The sequence below is a fragment of the Pantoea sp. SGAir0418 genome (genome assembly GCF_043529865.1).
Genome location: NZ_CP027911.1, coordinates 1,234,535 through 1,255,525, shown reverse-complemented (window position 1 = coordinate 1,255,525; position 20,991 = coordinate 1,234,535). Strand labels below are relative to the sequence as shown.

General features: G+C 59.0%; 18 protein-coding genes and 1 pseudogene. 13 read left to right on the top strand and 6 right to left on the bottom strand.

From position 1 onward, the window contains the following. Window positions 1–42: 42 nt before the first annotated feature. The 3 genes from C1N84_RS05620 to C1N84_RS05610 form a co-directional block, all read right to left on the bottom strand. Window positions 43–945: a Dyp-type peroxidase gene (locus tag C1N84_RS05620; protein WP_264442326.1), complete on the bottom strand. Its 903-nt coding sequence runs from the start codon at window positions 943–945 to the stop codon at window positions 43–45. A 98-nt stretch (window positions 946–1,043) separates the two neighbouring features. Further along, window positions 1,044–1,664, bottom strand: a complete 621-nt coding sequence (locus C1N84_RS05615) for an RpoE-regulated lipoprotein (protein ID WP_021508072.1) — start codon at window positions 1,662–1,664, stop codon at window positions 1,044–1,046. 113 nt (window positions 1,665–1,777) lie between these two features. Next, a complete protein-coding gene (locus C1N84_RS05610) occupies window positions 1,778–2,203 on the bottom strand; it encodes a GNAT family acetyltransferase (RefSeq protein ID WP_141496615.1) in 426 nt (141 codons plus the stop codon). A 209-nt stretch (window positions 2,204–2,412) separates the two neighbouring features. Here C1N84_RS05610 and amiA point away from each other — a divergent pair, with 209 nt between their 5' ends. Together amiA and hemF are read left to right on the top strand one after the other, a co-directional pair. Beyond that, on the top strand, window positions 2,413–3,270 hold the full coding sequence (gene amiA / locus C1N84_RS05605) for an N-acetylmuramoyl-L-alanine amidase AmiA (RefSeq protein ID WP_264442321.1): 858 nt from the start codon (window positions 2,413–2,415) through the stop codon (window positions 3,268–3,270). Between the two features lie 47 nt (window positions 3,271–3,317). After that, the gene (hemF, locus tag C1N84_RS05600) at window positions 3,318–4,238 is read left to right on the top strand and encodes an oxygen-dependent coproporphyrinogen oxidase (RefSeq protein ID WP_021508069.1); all 921 of its coding nucleotides are present in this window, start codon (window positions 3,318–3,320) and stop codon (window positions 4,236–4,238) included. Between the two features lie 71 nt (window positions 4,239–4,309). On the opposite strand, the gene maeB is transcribed toward hemF, so the two are convergent. After that, a complete protein-coding gene (maeB, locus tag C1N84_RS05595) occupies window positions 4,310–6,589 on the bottom strand; it encodes an NADP-dependent oxaloacetate-decarboxylating malate dehydrogenase (RefSeq protein WP_127834412.1) in 2,280 nt (759 codons plus the stop codon). 352 nt (window positions 6,590–6,941) lie between these two features. Here maeB and tal point away from each other — a divergent pair, with 352 nt between their 5' ends. The 3 genes from tal (at window position 6,942) to ampH (ending at window position 11,285) form a co-directional block, all read left to right on the top strand. Continuing rightward, window positions 6,942–7,892: a transaldolase gene (gene tal, locus C1N84_RS05590; protein WP_394541781.1), complete on the top strand. Its 951-nt coding sequence runs from the start codon at window positions 6,942–6,944 to the stop codon at window positions 7,890–7,892. A 69-nt stretch (window positions 7,893–7,961) separates the two neighbouring features. Then, window positions 7,962–9,971, top strand: coding sequence for a transketolase (gene tkt, locus C1N84_RS05585; RefSeq protein ID WP_058758343.1), 2,010 nt, complete (start codon window positions 7,962–7,964; stop codon window positions 9,969–9,971). A 144-nt stretch (window positions 9,972–10,115) separates the two neighbouring features. Then, a complete protein-coding gene (ampH, locus tag C1N84_RS05580) occupies window positions 10,116–11,285 on the top strand; it encodes a D-alanyl-D-alanine-carboxypeptidase/endopeptidase AmpH (RefSeq protein WP_104094120.1) in 1,170 nt (389 codons plus the stop codon). Window positions 11,286–11,447: 162 nt separating this feature from the next. On the opposite strand, the gene C1N84_RS05575 is transcribed toward ampH, so the two are convergent. Beyond that, window positions 11,448–12,497, bottom strand: a complete 1,050-nt coding sequence (locus C1N84_RS05575; RefSeq protein ID WP_159378606.1) for a DUF1176 domain-containing protein — start codon at window positions 12,495–12,497, stop codon at window positions 11,448–11,450. After that, a complete protein-coding gene (locus C1N84_RS05570; protein ID WP_141496611.1) occupies window positions 12,388–12,753 on the bottom strand; it encodes a hypothetical protein in 366 nt (121 codons plus the stop codon). The genes C1N84_RS05575 and C1N84_RS05570 overlap by 110 nt, the downstream gene beginning before the upstream one ends. A 236-nt stretch (window positions 12,754–12,989) precedes the next feature. On the opposite strand from C1N84_RS05570, the gene C1N84_RS05565 reads away from it, so the two are divergent. The 8 genes and pseudogenes from C1N84_RS05565 (at window position 12,990) to rbsK (ending at window position 20,929) form a co-directional block, all read left to right on the top strand. After that, window positions 12,990–13,820: a DeoR/GlpR family DNA-binding transcription regulator gene (locus C1N84_RS05565; protein WP_021508063.1), complete on the top strand. Its 831-nt coding sequence runs from the start codon at window positions 12,990–12,992 to the stop codon at window positions 13,818–13,820. A gap of 12 nt (window positions 13,821–13,832) precedes the next feature. After that, the gene (locus C1N84_RS05560; RefSeq protein WP_159378607.1) at window positions 13,833–14,816 is read left to right on the top strand and encodes a substrate-binding domain-containing protein; all 984 of its coding nucleotides are present in this window, start codon (window positions 13,833–13,835) and stop codon (window positions 14,814–14,816) included. A gap of 1 nt (window position 14,817) precedes the next feature. After that, a pseudogene (locus C1N84_RS05555) lies at window positions 14,818–16,324 on the top strand (sugar ABC transporter ATP-binding protein). Further along, a complete protein-coding gene (locus tag C1N84_RS05550; protein WP_264442308.1) occupies window positions 16,317–17,306 on the top strand; it encodes an ABC transporter permease in 990 nt (329 codons plus the stop codon). Before C1N84_RS05555 ends, C1N84_RS05550 begins: the two are co-directional and overlap by 8 nt. Before the next feature lie 17 nt (window positions 17,307–17,323). Next, on the top strand, window positions 17,324–18,373 hold the full coding sequence (locus tag C1N84_RS05545) for an ABC transporter permease (protein ID WP_021508059.1): 1,050 nt from the start codon (window positions 17,324–17,326) through the stop codon (window positions 18,371–18,373). Beyond that, a complete protein-coding gene (gene alsE, locus C1N84_RS05540; RefSeq protein WP_031279804.1) occupies window positions 18,373–19,065 on the top strand; it encodes a D-allulose 6-phosphate 3-epimerase in 693 nt (230 codons plus the stop codon). The genes C1N84_RS05545 and alsE overlap by 1 nt, the downstream gene beginning before the upstream one ends. Next, window positions 19,062–19,958, top strand: a complete 897-nt coding sequence (gene alsK / locus C1N84_RS05535) for an allose kinase (protein ID WP_132464807.1) — start codon at window positions 19,062–19,064, stop codon at window positions 19,956–19,958. Before alsE ends, alsK begins: the two co-directional genes overlap by 4 nt. Beyond that, window positions 19,955–20,929, top strand: a complete 975-nt coding sequence (rbsK, locus tag C1N84_RS05530; RefSeq protein WP_104188633.1) for a ribokinase — start codon at window positions 19,955–19,957, stop codon at window positions 20,927–20,929. The genes alsK and rbsK overlap by 4 nt, the downstream gene beginning before the upstream one ends. The last annotated feature ends 62 nt before the right edge of the window (window positions 20,930–20,991 follow it).

Sequence of the window (20,991 nt, the reverse complement as noted above, 5' to 3'; positions counted from 1 at the left end):
GGATGTGGTGCGCACGGCGGCGCACCGGTAAAACGCGATGGATTAACGTGACAGCGCCTGCAGCGCCGTCAGCGAAGGGGCAAAGAAGTAGCTGCCGCTCACCGGTTTGGTGAACCGTAACATGGCATCCATCTTGCCGTCGCGCTCGCCAAACATGCTCAGCAGCTGCTGCTCAATGTTATACAGACGATGACAGTACGAAATAAAATAGAGACCGTGGCGACCGCTGGCGGTGCCGTACGGCAGGCTCTGGCGCAGAATCTTCAGGCCTTTGCCCGCTTCTTTCAAATCCACGCGACTCAGGTGCGACGTCGCCGGCCGCTGATCGCCCGGCAGCTCTTCATTGTCCTGTTTGGTGCGGCCAATAATCGCTTCCTGCTTATCAATCGCCAGCCGGTTGAACTGCGGCAGGTTGTGCTCCCAGCGCTGGGTAAACACATAGCTGCCGCCGGCATCCGGGCCGTCAGCAATGATCGCCACCTGCTGGCGCGCCTCGCCCTGCGGGTTTTCGGTGCCATCAACAAAACCGGAAAGATCGCGATCTTCGACCCAGCGGAAACCGTGCGTCTCTTCTTCAATGGCGACCGCGCTGGCAAACGCCGTCAGCGCCGCCTGCGCCAGCGAAAAGTTCACGTCGTGACGCAGCGACTGAATATGGATCACCAGATCGCGCTGGGTCGCCGGTGCCGCACCTTTGCCGAGCGGCGTGAAAGCTTTGAGTTCGGGAGCTGAGTCGGTGCCCTGCAGATCGCGCCACAGCGCATCACCAAAGGCGATGACCGCACCAAGGCCGGCGTCCGGGAATTGCTGCTGTAGCGCAGCCAGCTGTTGCAGAAAGGCGTGGCAACCCTGACGCAGCGCAGCGAGGTCGCCGGTGGCGCGGGCTTCCAGCCAAATGGCGAAACGGCGGTGCTCCAGCAGGATCCCGCTCTGAAACTGAGACATGACAATGCTCTCCGGCATAAAAGTTAACGGCGTTTTTTCGCCGGTATCATACCGGAAAGCCCTGCGCAGAAGATGCGTTAACGCAATTTTTTCGCCAGTTAACGCTGCCAGACGATCTTACTGATTTTCCAGCTTTTTAACGTATCGTCCGACGGCATCAGCCCGGTCGGGCCGTGCCACTCGCCGCTGTAGATATAGGCGATATGCTGACTACCCGGCGCGCGGCACTCAACATCGCGCACATCCAGCCCGGCAACCATTTTGCAGTTATCAAACGCTTTGCTGAATTTATCGCTGAACGCATCACCGATTTTACTGCCGTCGGCGCTGCGTGCGTCGCTATCGAGCACTTCAATGCGCTCGACGCTGCGCTGGCCATTGATCACCAGCTTAACCTTACCGTCATCCAGCGCCTGCCAGAAATCCACCACCTGCCCGTTCTGCGTGCGCATGCCCTGACGCAGCTGATAATCATTGTTCAGCGCGGCGCCAATGGCGGATTCCGACATTGCCGTGTTGCTGTTCAGCCCGGCGACGCCCTGCTCGGTGACGGTGAGCGAACTGCCAAACCAGCTAAACGGATTGAGCGCCGACCAGTGATAGCTGAGCGGATTGTACCAGTGACTTTCGCTGGTGCTGGCAGGGGAAGAGGAACCGGAACTGGCGCAACCGGCCAGCACCAGGGCGCTGACCAGCAGGGCGGGACGAACAACTTTCATGCAAACTCCTTTCTTTTGTGCCGACTGGCGTGCCTGTTGGAGTCGCAAACCGGCAAAAAGTTTATTCGCTGTGCTGCATGGCGGGCAGAAACCCGGCCGCGCGACGCGTGGAATCAATATTCACGGTCTTCAATCAGGCGTTTGCCCAGCAGCAGCGACTCGACCGGCTCGTAATCCAGCTTCTCGTAGAAAGCCACCACCTGATCGTTCTCTTCGCGCACCATCAGATGGATTTTCGGGCAGCCGCGCGCAATCAGCTTTTTCTCCAGCCGGTTCATCAGCGCATTGGCAAATCCCCGGCCCTGATAATCAGGATGCACCGCCAGATAGTAGGCGGAGCCGCGATGGCCATCGTAGCCGCCCATCAGCGTGCCCACGACCTCGCCGCCTACCTCAGCCACCAGAAACAGCTCCGGGTCATGGTTCATTTTGCGTTCGATGTCGAGTTCCGGATCGTTCCACGGCCGTAACAGATCGCAACGCTCCCAGAGCGTAATGACTTCTTCAAAATCTTCCTGGCGGAAGGAGCGGATTTCCATCGGCGTTACCCTGCAATGAGGCACAATTCGCTGATTATCACGCATTCTTTGCCAGGCGCAACCCTCGCAGGGCGCAACGGCTGAAAAAAACGGCTAAATAGCGATTCGCGGCCTGAAATACAAAGTAATGTCCTGAAATGGTTCGGCAGTCGCCGCCGGACGGCGCTTAGGCTATAACACGGGGCAGGTTTACTCTCAGGGACATGTTAATGAACAAGATTTCACTGTTGCAGCGCCTGACCAATCGCCGCCAGCTGATCCTCTCCGGCCTGGCGCTGGCGGTGCTGTCGCCGCGCGCGGTCCAGGCGCAGGAAACGCGCGCGGCAGTGCCCGTTAGCGCACGTCATACGCCGCCAAAACCGGCCACCAGCGGCAAGCGCATCGTGATGATCGATCCCGGTCACGGCGGCATTGATTCTGGCGCGGTGGGTCAGGAAGGCTCAGAAGAGAAGCACATCGTACTGGAGATCGCCAACACTGTGCGTACGCTGCTGCAGAACCACCCGAAGGTGGAAGTGCGGCTGACGCGTGACAGCGACCACTTCATTCCGCTCTATCAGCGCGTGGAGATTGCGCATCAGCACGGCGCCAACCTGTTTATGTCGATTCACGCCGACGGCTACACCAGCCCGGAAGCCAACGGTGCATCGGTGTTTGCCCTCTCCAATCGCGGTGCCAGCAGCGCCATGGCGCGCTATATGTCGCAGCGCGAAAACGACGCCGATAAAGTGGGCGGCGCGGCGGTGCAGGAAAAAGATAATTATCTTAACCAGATCCTGTTCGACCTGGTGCAGACCGATACCATCCGCAACAGCCTGACGCTGGGTAAACACGTGCTGGACCAGATTCGCCCGGTGCATCACCTGCACAGCCAGCACACCGAGCAGGCGGCGTTCGCGGTGCTAAAATCCCCGTCCATTCCGTCGGTGCTGGTGGAAACCTCGTTTATCACCAACCCGCGTGAAGAACAGCTGTTGGGCACCACGGCGTTTCGCCAGAAAATTGCCCGGGCGATTGCCGACGGTATCGTCAATTACTTTGATGAGTACGATCGTCGCCAGGCCTGATAGCGTTTTGTGCTAGAATCGCGGCAAATTTTTGGAATGAGTGAGCCATGAGCAATCCCGATATTTCGCGCGTCAAAGCCTATCTGCTGGCGCTGCAGGATGACATTTGCGCCGGTCTGGCGGCGGAAGACGGCAGCGCCAGCTTTGCCGAAGACACCTGGCAACGCCCCGGCGGCGGCGGCGGACGCAGCCGCGTGCTGCGTAATGGCAAGGTGTTCGAGCAGGCTGGGGTTAATTTCTCCCATGTGTATGGCGAGCAGATGCCCGCGTCAGCCACCGCGCACCGCCCGGAGCTGGCAGGTCGCAGCTTCGAAGCGATGGGCGTGTCGCTGGTGGTACACCCGGAAAATCCGTATGTGCCAACCAGCCACGCCAACGTGCGCTTTTTCATTGCCGAAAAGCCGGGCGCCGATCCGGTCTGGTGGTTTGGTGGCGGTTTCGATCTCACTCCTTACTACGGTTTCACAGAGGATGCCCGGCACTGGCATCAGACCGCGTTCGATCTGTGCCAGCCGTTTGGCGATGATGTCTATGCGCGCTACAAAAAGTGGTGTGACGACTACTTCTACCTGAAACACCGCAACGAGCAGCGCGGCATTGGCGGCCTGTTTTTTGATGATTTGAATACGCCGGATTTTGACCACTGCTTTGATTTCATGCAGGCGGTCGGCAACGGCTTCATGCAGGCCTACCAGCCGATTGTAGCGAAGCGCAAAGAACTGGCTTGGGGTGAGCGCGAGCGTCAGTTCCAGCTTTACCGCCGTGGCCGCTACGTTGAGTTCAATCTGGTGTGGGATCGCGGCACGCTGTTCGGTCTGCAGACCGGCGGTCGCACCGAATCGATTCTGATGTCGATGCCGCCGCTGGTGCGCTGGGAATATGATTATCAACCCGCCGACGACTCCCCGGAAGCCGCGCTGACCCGCGATTTCCTGCCGGTACAGGACTGGCTGGGGCTGGAAAAATAAGCCAGGTGCGCATTCATGCGCACCCTGCGGAATAACCCGATAAAACGCGCCCCGTGGGGTCGCCCTGCCGGTCACAACGGCTCGGTCTGCGCCTCCACCACCGCCAGCGCCACCATGTTCACAATGCGCCGCACCGAGGCGATACGCGTCAGCACATGCACCGGCTTGCGGATGCCCATCAGTACCGGCCCCACCGTCACCCCTTCCGAACAGGACACGCGCAGCAGGTTGTAGCTGATGCGTGCGGCCTCAACGTTCGGCATGATCAGCAGATTGGCGGTACCTTTCAGCGGGCTGTCCGGCATCAGCTCGCGACGAATACTCTCCACCAGCGCTGCATCGCCGTGCATCTCGCCATCAATTTCCAGTTCCGGTGCTCGCTGCTGAATCAGCGCCAGCGCCTCACGCATCTTCCGCGCGCCGGGGGCGTTCGAAGTGCCGAAACTGGAGTGCGACAGCAGCGCCACGCGCGGTTCGATGCCGAAACGCCGCACGGTTTCTGCCGCCAGCAGCGTGATATCCGCCAGCTGCTCAGCGCTGGGATCCTCATTCACATAAGTATCGGCAATAAACGTGTTGCCGCTCGGCAGCAGCAGCGCGTTCATCGCCCCGGCGACCTTGACGTCATCGCGGAAGCCAAACACCTTCTCCACCACGTCATAATGTTCGCGGTAGTCGCCGATGGTGCCGCAAATCATCGCGTCCGCTTCGCCGCGATGCACCATGATGGCGCCGATCAGCGTTGGATTGCCAATCACCGCGCGCTGGGCGGTTTCCGGCGTGACGCCGCGACGCTTCATCAGCTGATAATATTCATTCCAGTACTCCTTAAAGCGCGGATCGGACTCGTTGTTCACGATCTCAAAATCACGCCCGGCCTCGATTTTCAGCCCCTGCTTCTGTAAACGCATGGCAATCACGTTGGGACGGCCAATCAGGATCGGCTTCGCCAGCCCGAGCGACACCAGCTCCTGAGTGGCGTGCAGCACCCGCACCTCTTCACCTTCCGCCAGCACCACGCGCTGCGGCGCTTTGCGCGCCTGCGAGAAGATCGGCTTCATGAACAGATTGGTTTTATACACGAACTCGGTGAGCTGCTCGCGATAGGCGTCAAAGTCAGCAATCGGTCGCGTCGCCACGCCGGAATCCATCGCCGCTCTGGCGACGGCCGGGGCTATCTGCACAATCAAACGCGGATCGAATGGTTTGGGAATCAGATACTCCGGGCCAAAGCTCAGATCCTGATCGTCGTAAGCGGACGCCACCACGTCGCTCTGTTCCGCCTGCGCCAGGGCGGCAATCGCATGCACCGCCGCCAGCTTCATCTCTTCGTTGATGGCGGTGGCACCGACGTCCAGCGCGCCGCGGAAGATGAACGGGAAGCACAGCACATTATTCACCTGATTGGGGAAATCCGAGCGCCCGGTACAGATAATCGCATCCGGCCGCACCTGCTTCGCCAGCGGCGGCATGATCTCCGGCTCCGGATTGGCCAGCGCCAGAATCAGCGGATTTGGTGCCATCTTCTGCACCATCTCTGGTGTCAGCGCTTTCGGACCGGAGCAGCCGAGGAAAATATTCGCGCCGCCAATCACCTCATCCAGCGTGCGCGCCCCGCTATCTTCCACGGCATAGGCGGCTTTGGTCGGCGTCATGTCCGCTTCGCGATCGCGGTAAATCACCCCTTTTGAATCACACACCACGATATTTTTCTGCTGCATGCCAAGCGCCACCAGCAGATTGAGGCAGGCAATGGCCGACGCGCCAGCGCCCGACACTACCAGCCGCACGTCGGCAATCGCCTTATTCACGATGGTCAGGCCGTTAAGCACTGCCGCGGTACAGATGATGGCGGTGCCGTGCTGATCGTCATGAAACACCGGAATCTGCATGCGCTGCCGCAGCTGCTGCTCAATGTAAAAACACTCCGGCGCTTTGATGTCCTCAAGGTTGATGCCGCCGAATGTCGGCTCCAGCGCGGCAATCACCTCAATCAGCTTGTCCGGATCGTGCTCGTCGATTTCGATGTCGAACACATCAATGCCGGCAAACTTTTTGAACAGCACGCCCTTGCCTTCCATCACTGGCTTGCCGGCCAGCGCGCCAATATTACCGAGCCCCAGCACCGCCGTGCCGTTGGAGATCACTGCCACCAGATTGCCGCGCGCGGTGTATTTGTGCGCGGCCAGCGGATCGGCGGCAATTTCCAGACAGGGTGCCGCCACACCGGGTGAATAGGCCAGTGCCAGATCGCGCTGCGTCGCCAGCGGCTTAGTGGGTGACACCTGAATTTTTCCGGGGGTGGGATATTGGTGAAAATCGAGCGCGCTTTGCTTGAGTTGATCGTCCATCAGACATCCTTTTGCACGGCTGAAAAGCCCTCAGTATAAGAACGCGCGGCGCAAAAGAGGGTGAAGGCGCTCAAAGAACGCACAGTCGCCAGGGCACGGATTGCCACGGCTTCGCCTGCGGCTTTGGGACAGCCTGCTATGCTTAAGGGTGGCAAAACGCTGAGCTGAACCGATCAGGCAGGCCTGACTATCAGAAACGCGCCCCGACGTCACAATCAGAGAAAACGCATTTTCTTCATCCGGCGTCTGTTGCACTGTGTGGAACCTCCCTTCCCCGATAAGGGCGCACCTAAGACGATGACTGCCCGGGTGCCTGTTTTGCCCACATTATTGCTAATCAAGGAGTTAAGCGATGAACCAGCTAGATGCATTAAAACAGTTCACCACCGTGGTGGCGGACAGCGGCGATATCGAATCCATTCGCCATTACCATCCGGAAGATGCCACTACTAACCCATCTCTGATCCTCAAAGCTGCCGGCCTCGACGCTTACAAACACCTGATTGATGACGCCATTGAGTACGCGAAAAAACAGGGCGGCAGCAAAGAGACGCAAATCATCAACGCCAGCGATAAAGTGGCGATCAACCTCGGTATGGAAATTCTGAAAAGCGTACCGGGCCGTGTTTCGACCGAAGTGGATGCGCGCCTCTCTTTCGATCGTGGCATGTGTGTGACCAAAGCGGAGAAACTGGTCCGCCTGTATGAAGAGAACGGCATCGACCGCTCACGTATTCTGATCAAACTGGCGTCCACCTGGGAAGGCATCAAAGCGGCGGAAGAGCTGGAGAAGAACGGCATCAACTGTAACCTGACGCTGCTGTTCTCCTTCGCCCAGGCGCGCGCCTGTGCCGAAGCCGGCGTGTTCCTGATTTCGCCATTTGTCGGCCGAATCTACGACTGGTACAACACGCGCAAACCGCTCGACCCGTATGTGGTCGACGAAGATCCGGGCATTAAATCGGTGCGTCGTATTTACGACTACTACAAAAAGCACCGTTACAACACCGTCATCATGGGTGCCAGCTTCCGTAAAGTGGAGCAGATTGTGGCACTGGCCGGCTGCGATCGCCTGACCATCTCCCCGAACCTGCTGGAAGAGCTGGCCAACAGCGAAGCGCCGGTGGAGCGCAAACTGGAGCCATCAACCGAGGGCTTCCACCAGCCGGCACCGCTCTCCGAAGCGGAGTTCCGCTGGGAGCATAACCAGGATGCGATGGCGGTGGAGAAACTGTCCGACGGTATCCGCCAGTTTGCCGTCGACCAGCAGAAGCTGGAAGACGTGCTGGCCGCCCGCCTGTAATCCTGAACTCACCTTCTGCCGGACGGGTTGCGGCCCGTCCGCTTTTGCCCAATTACAAGGGAGAACCCTATGTCTTCACGCAGAGAGTTGGCTAACGCGATCCGCGCCCTGAGCATGGATGCGGTACAGAAAGCAAATTCCGGCCACCCAGGTATGCCGATGGGCATGGCTGATATCGCCGAAGTGCTGTGGCGCGACTTCCTGAAGCACAACCCGACCAACCCGGCCTGGGCGGATCGCGATCGCTTCATTCTGTCTAACGGGCATGGCTCGATGCTGCTGTATAGCCTGCTGCATCTCACCGGCTATGATCTGCCGCTGGAAGAGCTGAAAAACTTCCGCCAGCTGCACTCAAAAACGCCGGGCCACCCGGAAATTGGCTACACGCCGGGCGTTGAAACCACCACCGGCCCGCTCGGCCAGGGGCTGGCCAACGCTGTCGGTCTGGCGATTGCCGAGCGCACGCTGGCGGCCCAGTTTAACCAGCCGGGCCATGATATCGTCGATCACTTTACCTATGTGTTTATGGGCGACGGCTGTCTGATGGAAGGCATCTCACACGAAGTCTGTTCGCTGGCCGGCACGCTGGGCCTCGGCAAACTCATTGGCTTCTACGATCACAACGGTATCTCCATCGACGGCGAAACCGAAGGCTGGTTTACCGACGACACCCACAAGCGTTTTGAAGCTTATAACTGGCACGTGGTGGGCAGCGCCGAAGGCATCGACGGCCACGATCCGGACGCCATCGCGGCGGCCATCAAAGAAGCGCAAAGCGTCACCGACAAGCCTTCGCTGATCATCTGCCGCACGGTAATCGGCTTTGGCTCGCCAAACAAAGCCGGCAAAGAGGAGTCGCACGGGGCCGCGCTGGGCGAAGAGGAAGTGGCGCTGACGCGTAAACAGCTCGGCTGGAATTACGGTCCGTTCGAGATCCCGCAGGATATTTATCAGCAGTGGGATGCCAGAGAAGCCGGGGCCGCGCAGGAGCAATCCTGGGAAGAGAAGTTCACGGCTTATCAGCAGGCACATCCGCAGCTGGCGGACGAATTCAGCCGCCGCCTGAAGGGCGAAATGCCGGCTGACTGGGAAAACAAAACCAGCCAGTTCATTCGCGATCTGCAGGCTAACCCGCAGAAAATCGCCAGCCGCAAAGCCTCACAGAACACGCTGGAAGCCTTCGGTAAACTGCTGCCGGAGTTCCTCGGCGGTTCCGCCGACCTCGCGCCCAGCAACCTCACCATCTGGTCCGGTTCGAAGCCGATCAAAGAGGATCACGCCGGTAACTACATTCATTACGGCGTACGCGAATTTGGCATGACGGCGATTGCCAACGGTATCGCGCATCACGGTGGTTTTGTGCCTTATACCGCCACCTTCCTGATGTTCGTCGAATACGCGCGTAACGCAGCGCGCATGGCCGCCCTGATGAAAGCGCGCCAGATTATGGTCTACACCCACGACTCAATTGGTCTGGGCGAAGATGGCCCGACGCACCAGCCGGTTGAACAGCTGGCCAGCCTGCGCGTGACGCCAAACTTCAGCACCTGGCGACCGTGCGATCAGGTCGAGACCGCCGTAGCGTGGAAAGCGGCGATTGAGCGCCATCACGGTCCGACCGCGCTGATTCTGTCGCGTCAGAACCTGCTGCAGCCGGAGCGCAGCGCGCAACAGGTAGAGAACATCGCGCGCGGTGGCTACATCCTCAAGGATTGTGACGGCACGCCGGACGTCATCCTGATTGCCACCGGTTCCGAAGTGGAGATCACGCTGGGCGCCGAAGCGAAACTCAGCGCCGACGGCCACAAGGTGCGCGTGGTGTCGCTGCCGAGCACTGACGTGTTTGATAAACAGGACGTGGCCTATCGTGAATCGGTGCTGCCCTCCACCGTGCGCGCGCGCGTGGCGGTTGAAGCCGGTATTGCCGACTACTGGTACAAATACGTCGGCATCGACGGCAAAATTGTCGGCATGACCACCTTCGGCGAATCGGCGCCAGCCGGCAAGCTGTTCCCGGCCTTTGGCTTTACCGTTGAGAACGTGGTGAGCCACGCCGAATCGCTGCTTAAGCCTGCCTGAGTGTCTGGCCCTTTCCCGCTGCCGGGAGAGGGCCGTTTTATTTCACAGCCTGATACAGAAAAAAATCCGCCCCGCCCCCTTCCCGCTTTGCGCAAACTGATTACTATAGGTTTTCCTCCGATTCCTATAGCGGACGCTTTCCCGTTGAAAAAACGTACTCCTTTTTTACTGGCCTTAATGGTTGCCGTGCTGCCCTTTACCAGCGCGGCGCAGGTATCGCCCGATCCGCTGCTGGCCTCGCAGATTGTTGATCGCTATGCAGAACACATCTTTTATGGCAGCGGTGCGACCGGCATGGCGCTGGTGGCAATTGACGGTAACCAGCGCGTGTTCGCCAGCTTCGGCGAAACCCGTCCCGGCAATAACGTGCGCCCACAGCAGGACTCACTGATCCGTATCGCCTCGCTGAGCAAACTGATGACCAGCGAAGTGATGGTGAAGATGGCCGAGCGCGGCCAGATTCGTCTTGACGATCCGCTGAGCAAATACGCGCCGCCGGGCGCCCGCGTACCGACGTACAACGGCCAGCCGATTCGGCTGATCAATCTCGCCACCCACACCAGCAGCCTGCCGCGTGAACAGCCGGGTGGCAAACCGCATCGTCCGGTGTTTGTCTGGCCAACCAAAGCGGATCGCTGGCAGTGGCTGCGCGGTGCGCAGCTAAAAGCCGCGCCAGGCACGCAGGCAGCCTATTCCAACCTCGCCTTCGATCTGCTGGGCGACGCGCTGGCCAAAGCCGCCGGTATGCCTTATCCGGCACTGCTGCAGCAGCTGGTGACGCGTCCGCTCGGCATGAAGGACACCACTTTCACGCCATCACCGGACCAGTGTCAGCGCCTGATGATTGCCGAAAAAGGGGCCAGCCCGTGCAATAACACGCTGGCAGCCATCGGCAGCGGCGGCGTGTATTCCACGCCGGACGATATGGGACGCTGGATGCAGCAGTTCCTCAACTCGGCAGTCTCTCACCGCACGCCGCAGATTGATCGGCTGCAAACGCTGATTTACCGCCGCGACCAGCTGACCAAAGTGGAAGGCATGGATGTACCGGGACGCGCCGACGCGCTGGGTATGGGCTGGGTTTACATGGCACCGAAGGCGGGCCATCCGGGCATCATTCAGAAAACCGGCGGCGGCGGCGGCTTCATCACCTACATGGCGATGGTGCCACAGCACAACGTCGGCGTATTTGTGGTCGTGACGCGCTCGCCGCTGACCCGCTTCACCCCGATGAGCGATGGCGTCAACAACATGCTGGCTGAGCTGGTGGGCAACCAGACGGGATCACCGATGATGATCGGCAATATTCGCTAAGCCTTTGACCAACAGCTAGTGATTTCTTGCTGCGAACCCTCCCCTAAATCATTCGTGCTGCAGGAAGGCGGCAAGGATGGGCATCCCCGGGAGCTTACTCAGGTAAGTGACCGGGGTGAGCAGCCGCAGCCAACGCCCCTGCAGTACGAAGGATGACGGGGATTACTGAGTGACCCAGAGGGTGGGCCAGTCATCACTACTATGCCAGGCGTCGCAGGTCTTTTCTTCCGCATACTCCGCCAGCACGAAAGCATTACCATCAAACTGCCAGCGTGTGGCCACACCGCAGTCGCCCAGACCGCGCCCTTTGCTGAAGGTATACAGCTGGCCGTTACTGGCATCGAACTCGGCGTTCACCAGCTCCAGCTGATTATCAGTGCGCGACGGCGGGGTAAACGGCAGGTTGAGCGTGATGCCGCGCGACACATACGGCTGGCTGCGCGTGACTTCAAACGCCAGATCGATCACGTTGTAGGCACCGGTTTCGCAGCTTATCAGCAGCAGCGCTTTACTGTCGGTGAGTGGCGCAACGCTGACTTCCCGCCGCAGCGGATCGAGCGAGCAGTTATCGGTATTGACGCGCCAGGTTCCGTAATCGATCAGGCCGGTGGTTTCCTGCTGCGTTAGCGGCGCGGGTGCGGACAGTGGTGCCGGCAGCTGCGGAATTGAGGGCGGCGGTGGCACATCCCACTGCACGCGATCACCGCGCTTTACCCAGGCGCTGGCCCCGTTAACCCGCCCCTGTACGTCATCCATCAGCAGCAGCGCCGCTTTCATACCGCGCAGCGGAATACTGGCGCTGGCTTTATAGGTGAGCTGTAAATTGCTGGCATCCAGCGTCTGGGCGAGAAATTCGTCGATGGCGATGGCGTTGCTGGTGGCCAGATGGTGCGGCTCCACCGTCCAGTGTTTGAGGTCTGGATTGAGGCGACGCTGGTCGAGCAGCAGGTTGTCTTTTAGCGCCGCGCCCGGCAATGCACCGCTATAGGCGCTGCCGTAATCAATGCGCAGCAGTGGCCGATCGTTGACCCCGGCGTGACGCGAAATCGTCATCACCAGGCCATTATCGCCAGGAAAACTGCGTGCCACGCAGAACGCCGCGTTATTGCAGGTGATCTGCCAGTCGGAAAACGACTTTTGCAGCGGCTCGGCCTGTACGCTGGCGATCAGCAGAAAGGGCAATAAAAGCAGCGACTTCATCCAATACGACATGAAAAAAAACGATCCCCGATTCCTGGAAAGAAAATGATAGCGCAATGCATGCGCGGTCATCAGGCCGAAACTGTGAAGTGGCCTGAAAAGCGAAGTTAACTGCTGAAAAAGCCGTCGCCTTATGGGCGATCTGTGTGGAATAGCGCAACAGCTCCATCATCCGGTGCGGCTGATTTCTGCTCAATCGGATTCGTCGGACAATTTTTACCCCCTTCACAAAACGGTCAAATACACATAAACGGTCATAAGCGGTCATGCTATGGTGCTGACAGAGCGTCAACGCTGTGCATGGACTCTCTCATTCCCTCGCGTAATAACGCGCATTTATGTGAATGCGATCACTCAAATCTGAAATAAAGAGATCTCATTTACATAAAAAATCCAATGAAAATCACCTTAATGTCGCCGGGCCAGTTGGTCGCTGCGGACTCGTGCCCAGCCCACATTTTCACATTCCGGCATCCAGTAATTTATAGCCATCGGAGGGAAGTCATGTTGCCGATTGAAAGACAGCAGCGAATTATTGACGAGCTTAATTTAAATGGTCGGGTCATTGTCGCTGAATTAGTCACGCTGTGTCAGGTTTCGCAGGAAACTATTCGCCGTGATTTAACGCAGCTGGAGAAACGTGGCGTATTACAGCGCAGTCACGGTGGTGCAGTACCAGCCAAACGACAGGCCGCCAACATTCAGGGAAATACACGCGGTATTAACGAGTATGAATTATCTTTTCGCCAGCGCATGAATGAAAACGTCGAGGCCAAGATGGCGATAGCCAAACGAGCGCTCGATTTTATCAGCCCCGGTGATTGTTTATTACTCGACAGTAGTACCACCTGCTGGTATCTGGCACGACAGCTACCGGATATTGAATTAACGGTGTTAACCAATTCTATCAGAATCGTCCAGACCCTTGCAGCGCGCGGCAGTATCCGCACCATCTGCCTGGGTGGAGAATATTCTGACCGTTATGAAGATTTCCACGGCGTCGTCGCAGAGCAGCCGCTACGGGAATTTCAGATCAATAAGATCTTTTTTTCCTGCAGCAGTTTGGGCAATGACGGTTATTTACGCGAAGGTAACGAAAACAACGCACATTTAAAACAGCAAATGTTGTTAGCGGCAGAAAGAAAACATCTGCTGCTGGACGGCAGTAAATTTCTGCGCCCCTCATTCGCGCGTATTTGTCACTACCGCGATGTGGATTTTCTCATCACTGACCAATTAAAAGACAAAGAGCTGGAACAAGAACTGGCGTGGAACGGCGTCAATATTATTGATTGCTCGCAACGCAGCCATTCGATGCAGCTAATAAAAAATTAATCCGGAGTCTTTATGAAAAAACATCTTATCGCCTGTTCTCTGCTTGCCCTGTTTGCCGCCGCTGGCGCGCAGGCCGCTGACAAAATCCGCATGGGCATCGTGGTAAAAATTGGCGGTATTCCGTGGTTCAACGCCATGGAAGCGGGCATCAAAAGTGAAGCGGCAAAACGCGGCATCGACGCGTGGATGGTCGGGCCAACCGCCGCTGACCCGGCGCTGCAGGTGCGCGCGATTGAAGATTTGATTGCGCAGAAGGTCGACATCATCGGCGTGGTGCCAAACGACCCGAAAGTGCTTGAGCCAGTGCTGAAGCGCGCGCGTGAAGCCGGAATCATGGTGATTACCCACGAATCGCCCGGCCAGAAAAACGCTAACTGGGATTTCGAGCTGGTCGATGCGCCGACCCACGGTATCAACCATATGAAAGCGCTGGCGAAATGCATGCACGAAGAAGGCAAATACGCCATGTATGTTGGCAGCCTGACGGTGCCACTGCATCAGGAGTGGACCGACGCCGCGCTCAACTACCAGAAACAGCACTATCCGAAGATGCAGCTGGTGACCGACAAGTTCGGCGTCGGCGAATCGCTGGATGACTCCATCCGCACCACCAACGAGCTGATGTCTAAATATCCGGATCTGAAAGGCATTATGGCCTTTGGTTCACAGGGACCGATTGGCGCCGGCCGCGCGGTCATGAACCGCAACAAGATCGATCAGGTGTGCGTCATCGGTGCCTTCAGCCCGGGCCAGGGCGCGTCGCTGGTACAGCGCGGTGCTATCAAGGGCGGCTATATCTGGAATCCGCAGACCGCCGGTGAAGTATTTGTGCGTATCGCCGACATGATGGAGAAAAAAGAGCCGATCACCGACGGCATGACCATTGAAGGGCTGGGCAAAGTGAAGGTGGATGAGGCGACGCACACCATTCTCGGTAACAACACCGAAAGTCTCGATAAAGAGAACCTGCCAAAACTGGTGAAAATGGGGCTGTAACATGCAAGAGGTCACTCCACAGACGCTGATTGCGCTCGACAACCTGTCGAAAACATTTGGTGGCAACCGCGCACTGAGCGATATCTCGCTGACCCTGCTGGCCGGCGAAGTGCACTGTCTCGCTGGCACCAACGGCTGTGGCAAGAGCACCTTAATTAAAGTCATTTCCGGGGTGCACGCCCCGGACAGTGGCAGCCGCATTACCCTCGGCGACGGCCAGAGTTTCCCGCGTCTGACCACCCGTCAGGCGCGCGACTTCGGTATCCAGGTGATTTACCAGGATCTGTCGCTGTTCCCCAATTTGAGCGTGGCGGAGAACATCGCTTTTGAGCATAACCTCAACGGGTTGCTCGGCTGGCACCGTCAGGCCCGGCTGCGTGACACCGCGCGCGGCATTATTGATGAGTTGAAGTTTGACCTTGATCTGAATGAGAAGGTCGCTGCGCTGTCGATTGCCCAGCGCCAGCAGGTGGCGATTTGCCGCGCGCTGGTGGCCGATGCACGACTGGTGATCATGGATGAACCCACCGCGTCGCTGACGCGTACCGAGGTCAATCAGCTGCTGCGCACCGTGCGCTATCTGAAAGACAAAAACATCTGTGTGGTGTTTGTCAGTCACCGGCTGGATGAAGTGCTGGAGATTTCGGATCGCGTGACGGTGATCCGCGACGGCCGCAAGATGGGCTGCTGGCCAGCCAGGGAGATGACGCCGCATCACCTGACCGAACTGATGACCGGCCTGAAGCTCGACTACCAGTTAAAAGCGCCAACGCGCAACGCCGATCGGGCGATTCTCGAAGTGGAGAAGCTGACGCGCGCCGGTCAGTATCATGACGTCAATTTCAAACTCTACGCCGGTGAAGTGCTGGGCCTGTGCGGCCTGCTCGGCTCCGGCCGCACCGAACTGGCGCTGTCGCTGTTTGGCATGACCAAACCGGACAGCGGCAAAATCTGGCTCGACAGCAAGCCGGTGCGTTTTCGCGGGCACGAAGACGCCATCAAAGCCGGCATCGGCTACGTTTCGGAAGATCGCCTGACGCTCGGCCTGGTGCAGCAGCAATCGGTGGCCGACAACATGGTGCTGCCGATCCTCGATAAGCTGCAAAAACCGTTTCCACCTGATCGACGAATACCGCAAGAACAAGCTGATCCTGCAGTGGATTCAGCAGCTCGGCGTGCGCGTGGCCGATCCCAACCTGGCGATCTCTACCCTGTCCGGCGGCAACCAGCAAAAAATCGTGCTGGCGAAATGGGTGCTGACCCAGCCGCGCATTCTGATCCTCGACTCGCCGACCGTCGGCGTGGATGTCGGTGCCAAGGCCAGCATCTATCAGCTGATCCACGAGCTGGCGAAAGAGGGACTGTCGATCATCCTGATTTCCGACGAAGTGCCGGAGGTCTGGTACAACTGCGACCGCATTCTGCACTTTCGCGACGGCACCATCCATGCCGAATACCAACCCGATACCGTGGCGCAGGAACAGCTGGCGGAGGTGATTAATGCCTGATTTTTCTCGTTTACGTCCGCACTCCAGCCAGGGCTGGCTCGCCTGGGTGCTGCTGGCTTTCATGGTGTTCTTCTCGCTGGCCAGCGATCAGTTCCTGACGGTGCAGAACCTGCTGGATCTGGCGGAAAGCTATGCCGTTACCGGCATTTTCGCCCTCGGCCTGTTTGTGGTGCTGGTGACCGGCGGTATCGATATCTCCTTCGCCGCCGTGGCGTCGGTGGTGCAATACCTGATCGCCTCGCTGTTTGTGCAGTTCCAGTTTGATAACGCGCTGCTCAGCATTCTGCTGGCTATCGTCTGTGGCACGCTGTTTGGCGTGATCAACGCCCTGCTGATCATCTCGCTGCGCGTGGTGTCGATCATCATCACCATCAGTATGCAGTCGCTGCTGTTTGGTCTGCTGATGTGGGTTACCGGCGGCAAAAGCCTCTACTCGCTGCCGGACTGGTGGATCACCCTGCGTAGCGTGCTGCCGTTTAGCGTACAGGGCAACAGTTTTCAGATTGGCTTACCGCTGACGATCATGCTGGTGATTGCCGGGCTCACCGCGCTGCTGCTCAACAAAACTAACCTGGGCCGCCAGCTGTATGCGGTGGGCGGCGATGCGGAATCGGCGCGGCGCATTGGCATCCGCGTGGGATTGATTCACGTCTTTGCCTACGGCTGGCTCGGGGCAATGGCGGCGATTGGCGGACTGGTGCAGGTATACCGCATGGGCGAAGTGGTGCCGAACGCGCTGGTGGGCGGTGAGCTGGATGTGCTGGCTGCAACGGTGCTGGGCGGTGCCAGCCTGATGGGCGGCAAAGGCACGGTCAGCGGCACGCTGATGGGCGTATTCCTGATCGCCATCCTGAAAAACGGCCTCAATCTGATCGGCGTCTCCAACTACTTCATGAACATTGTGGTCGGCGGCACGATTATGGTGGCGATTGCCGTCACCCACTACAAAAAACGTAAAGAAACCGACGTCAGTTTCGTCTGACGGGAGGAGCCATCACCATGAAATCTCTCTCTGCGTTGCGGCCGGACGGCACCAACATCGGCCTGATGCTGTTAATTGCGCTGGCGCTGGCCACCTTCAGCGTCATGCTGCCAGGCCGCTTTCTCACCGACTCGACCTTTATGAGCATGGCGTTTCAGCTGCCGGAGCTCGGCCTGTTAACGCTGGCGATGTTTATCGCCATCCTCAGCGGCGGCCTGAACCTCGCCATCATCGCCACCGCCAACCTGACGGCGCTGTTCATCGCCTGGACCCTGATGAGCGCCCTGCCCGCTGATGCCGGTACCGGTCAGCAGCTGCTGTGGCTGTTTATCGCTATCGTCGGCGCGATGGTGATTGCCGCCGTGATTGGCGTGATCACCGGCGTGATGGTAACGCGCATCGGCGCGCACCCGATTCTGGTGACGCTGGCCACCATGATGACGCTCAACGGCATCGGCATCTGGCTGACCAAAGGTGCGGCGGTGAGCGGTATGCCGCCGGTGGTGCAGTCGCTCGGCTCAGACACACTGCTGGGCATGCCGCTGCCGCTGTGGGTATTCCTGGTTGCCGCCGCGCTGCTGGCGCTGTTCCTCGGCAAAACCCGCGCCGGCAAATGCATCTACATGGGCGGCAGCAACATCAACGCCACCTGGTTCAGCGGCATCAATACCCACCGTATGGTGATGCTGGTGTACGTCATCTCCAGCCTGCTGTGCGTGCTGGCCGGCCTGATCATGATGGCGCGCTTTAACTCGGCGCGCATGGGCTACGGTGATGCCTACCTGCTGCTGACCGTACTGGCCATCATTCTCGGCGGCACCGATCCCAACGGCGGTTTTGGCCGCGTGACCGGCGTGGTGCTGGCGCTGATTGCGCTGCAGGTGCTCTCCACCGGCTTCAACCTGATGAACATCAGCCAGCACGTCAGTCTGGCGATGTGGGGTGCCGTGCTGGTGGTGGTGCTGGCCTTCAAACAACTCAAAGCGCGCTTTAACGATCACCGTGCCGTCAGGCTCAGCAAACTGGCCGCGGCGCTTAATCCTCTGACCGAAAAAAAGGAAGTATGATGCGTATTCAAGTCTCCCCGTCGTTGATGTGTATGAATCTGATGGAGATCAAGCACCAGCTGGCCGTGCTGGACTCCCGCGCTGACTTCCTGCACATCGACATCATGGACGGTCACTACGTTAAAAACATCACCCTGTCGCCGTTCTTTATTGAGCAGATCCGCCCGCATACCCAGGTGGCGATCGATGTGCATCTGATGGTGGAAGAGCCGACCGACTTTATTGAAGCGGTGGCCAATGCCGGCGCCGATTACATTTGCCCGCACGCTGAAACCATCAATCGTGATGCGTTCCGCGTGATTAACCTGATTCGCAGCTACGGCAAAAAAGTGGGCGTGGTGCTCAACCCGGCCACGCCGGTCTCCTTTATCCATCATTACATTCATCTGCTGGATAAAATCACCGTGATGACCGTGGACCCTGGCTATGCCGGTCAGCCGTTTATTCCGGAGATGGTGCAGAAAGTGCAGGAGCTGAAGGCGCTGAAGCAGGCGCACGGCCACCGCTACCTGATTGAGATCGACGGTTCCTGTAATACGCGCACCTACAACACGCTGGTCGGTGCCGGTGCCGAAGTGCTGATTGTCGGCACCTCCGGCCTGTTTAACATTCACGAAGACCTCGCCACCGCGTGGAACATGATGCGTGAGAGCATTGATGAAGCGCAGGGCCTGGCGCAGGTGTCGGCATGACAACACGCTGGCTCGGTATCGACATTGGCGGCACCGGCACTCGTCTGCAGTTGATGGAGTCAGGCCGCATCTGGAGCAGCTTTCGTAAAGTGCCCACCGCCAGCTGGGCGCAGCAGCCCGATGCGCTGGCCGCACTCGGGCAGCTGATTGCGGAAACGCTGGAGCAGCAGCCAGTCAGCGGTGTAATGCTCGGCCTGCCGGGCATTCTCAGCCGCGATCGCCAGCAGGTGATTTCACTGCCGTTCATTCAGGCGCTCGATCATCAGCCGGTAGCGGCGCTGCTGAGTGAACGACTGGGCGTGCCAGTGGCGATGGATAAAGACGTTAACCATCTGATGCTGTGGGATTTAATGCAGCTGGAGCAGCTGCCGGAAAATGCGGTAGGTCTGTATCCTGGCACCGGCATGGGCAACAGCCTGTGGATCAACGGCCGCTTCTACCATGGTCAACATGGCGGAGCCGGTGAACTCGGCCACGTGCCGGTGGCCGGTAACGCGCTGCCCTGCCCGTGCGGCAACCACGGCTGCGCGGAAACCGTGACCTCCGGCCACTGGTTAAGCCACTGGGCGCAGGCCAATGCGGCGCAAACGCCGATGTCGGCGCTGTTTACCCATCACGGTTCTGACCCGGCGCTGCAGGCGTTTGTGCAGCGTCTGGCGCAGCTGATCGCCACCGAGATGAACATTCTCGATCCGGAGTACCTGATTCTGGGCGGCGGCGTGCTGGCGATGGCAGATTTCCCGCTGGCGCAGCTGCGCAGCCAGATTCAGCAGCATTTACGGCCGCCGGCCACGCGGGATGGTTTGAAAATCATCTTCAGTCAATCCACCGATCACACCGGCTGTCGCGGCGCCTGCCTCGCCGCAGAACGGCTGTTCAGGAGCGCGCAATGAAAGGAAAAGTGTGTGTGTTTGGCTCGTTCAACCTCGACGTGGTGGCGGTGATGAACCGTTTCCCCCTGCCGGGCGAATCGCTCACGGCGCACAACAGCATGATGGGGCCAGGCGGCAAAGGGGCCAACCAGGCCACCGCCGCGCTGCGCGCCGGGGCGCGCGTGCACTATATCGGCAAGGTGGGTAATGACGATTTTGGCACGTTTGCCCGTCGCCATCTGGAGAAGACCGGTTTCGACGCCATTACGCTGTTCACCTGTAAAGAGAAGCCCACCGGCAACGCGCTGATTTACGTGGCGGGCGATGATGCCGAGAACATGATATCGGTCTATCCCGGCGCAAATACCACCGTGACCGCGGCCGAAGTGGCGCGCTGTCAGCCCACCGTGGCTGCCGCCGATATTCTGCTGGTGCAACTGGAGAACAACCTCAGCGCCATTCAGCGCATGATCGACAACGCGCGTGCCGGCGGCACGTTTGTCATTCTGAATCCGGCACCGTGGCAGAAAGTCAGCGATGCGCTGCTGGCTAAGGTGGATCTGTTAACGCCCAACAGCACCGAAGCGATGCAGCTGAGCGGGATAAAAGTGACCGATTTTGCCAGCGCGCAGCGCGCCGCCGAAGTGCTGCACCGTAAGGGCGCGCGTCAGGTGATTATTACGCTTGGCACCGCGGGCGCCCTGCTCTCCAGCGCGGAGCAGCAGCTGCGTATTCCGCTGTTTCCTGCCCAGCCGCTCGACACCACCGGTGCCGGCGATGCCTTCAACGGTGCGCTGGCGGCGCGCCTGGCGTCCGGCGATGCGTTACCGCAGGCGGCGCTGTTTGCAGCGGCGTTTGCCTCGCTGTGCGTCGAGCGTTCCGGCGCGGCCAATTCCATGCCCTCCTACGCCGAAGCGCTGGCGCGCATGCAGGCTCATCCGGAGTGTGAAGTGACGCCGTTAAATGCCCCGGAAACAACGCACATGGCGTAGTGGCGCAATGCATTGCGCCCCGGCATCGGCAGAGTCGGCATTCGTGCCGGCCCTGCGAATTA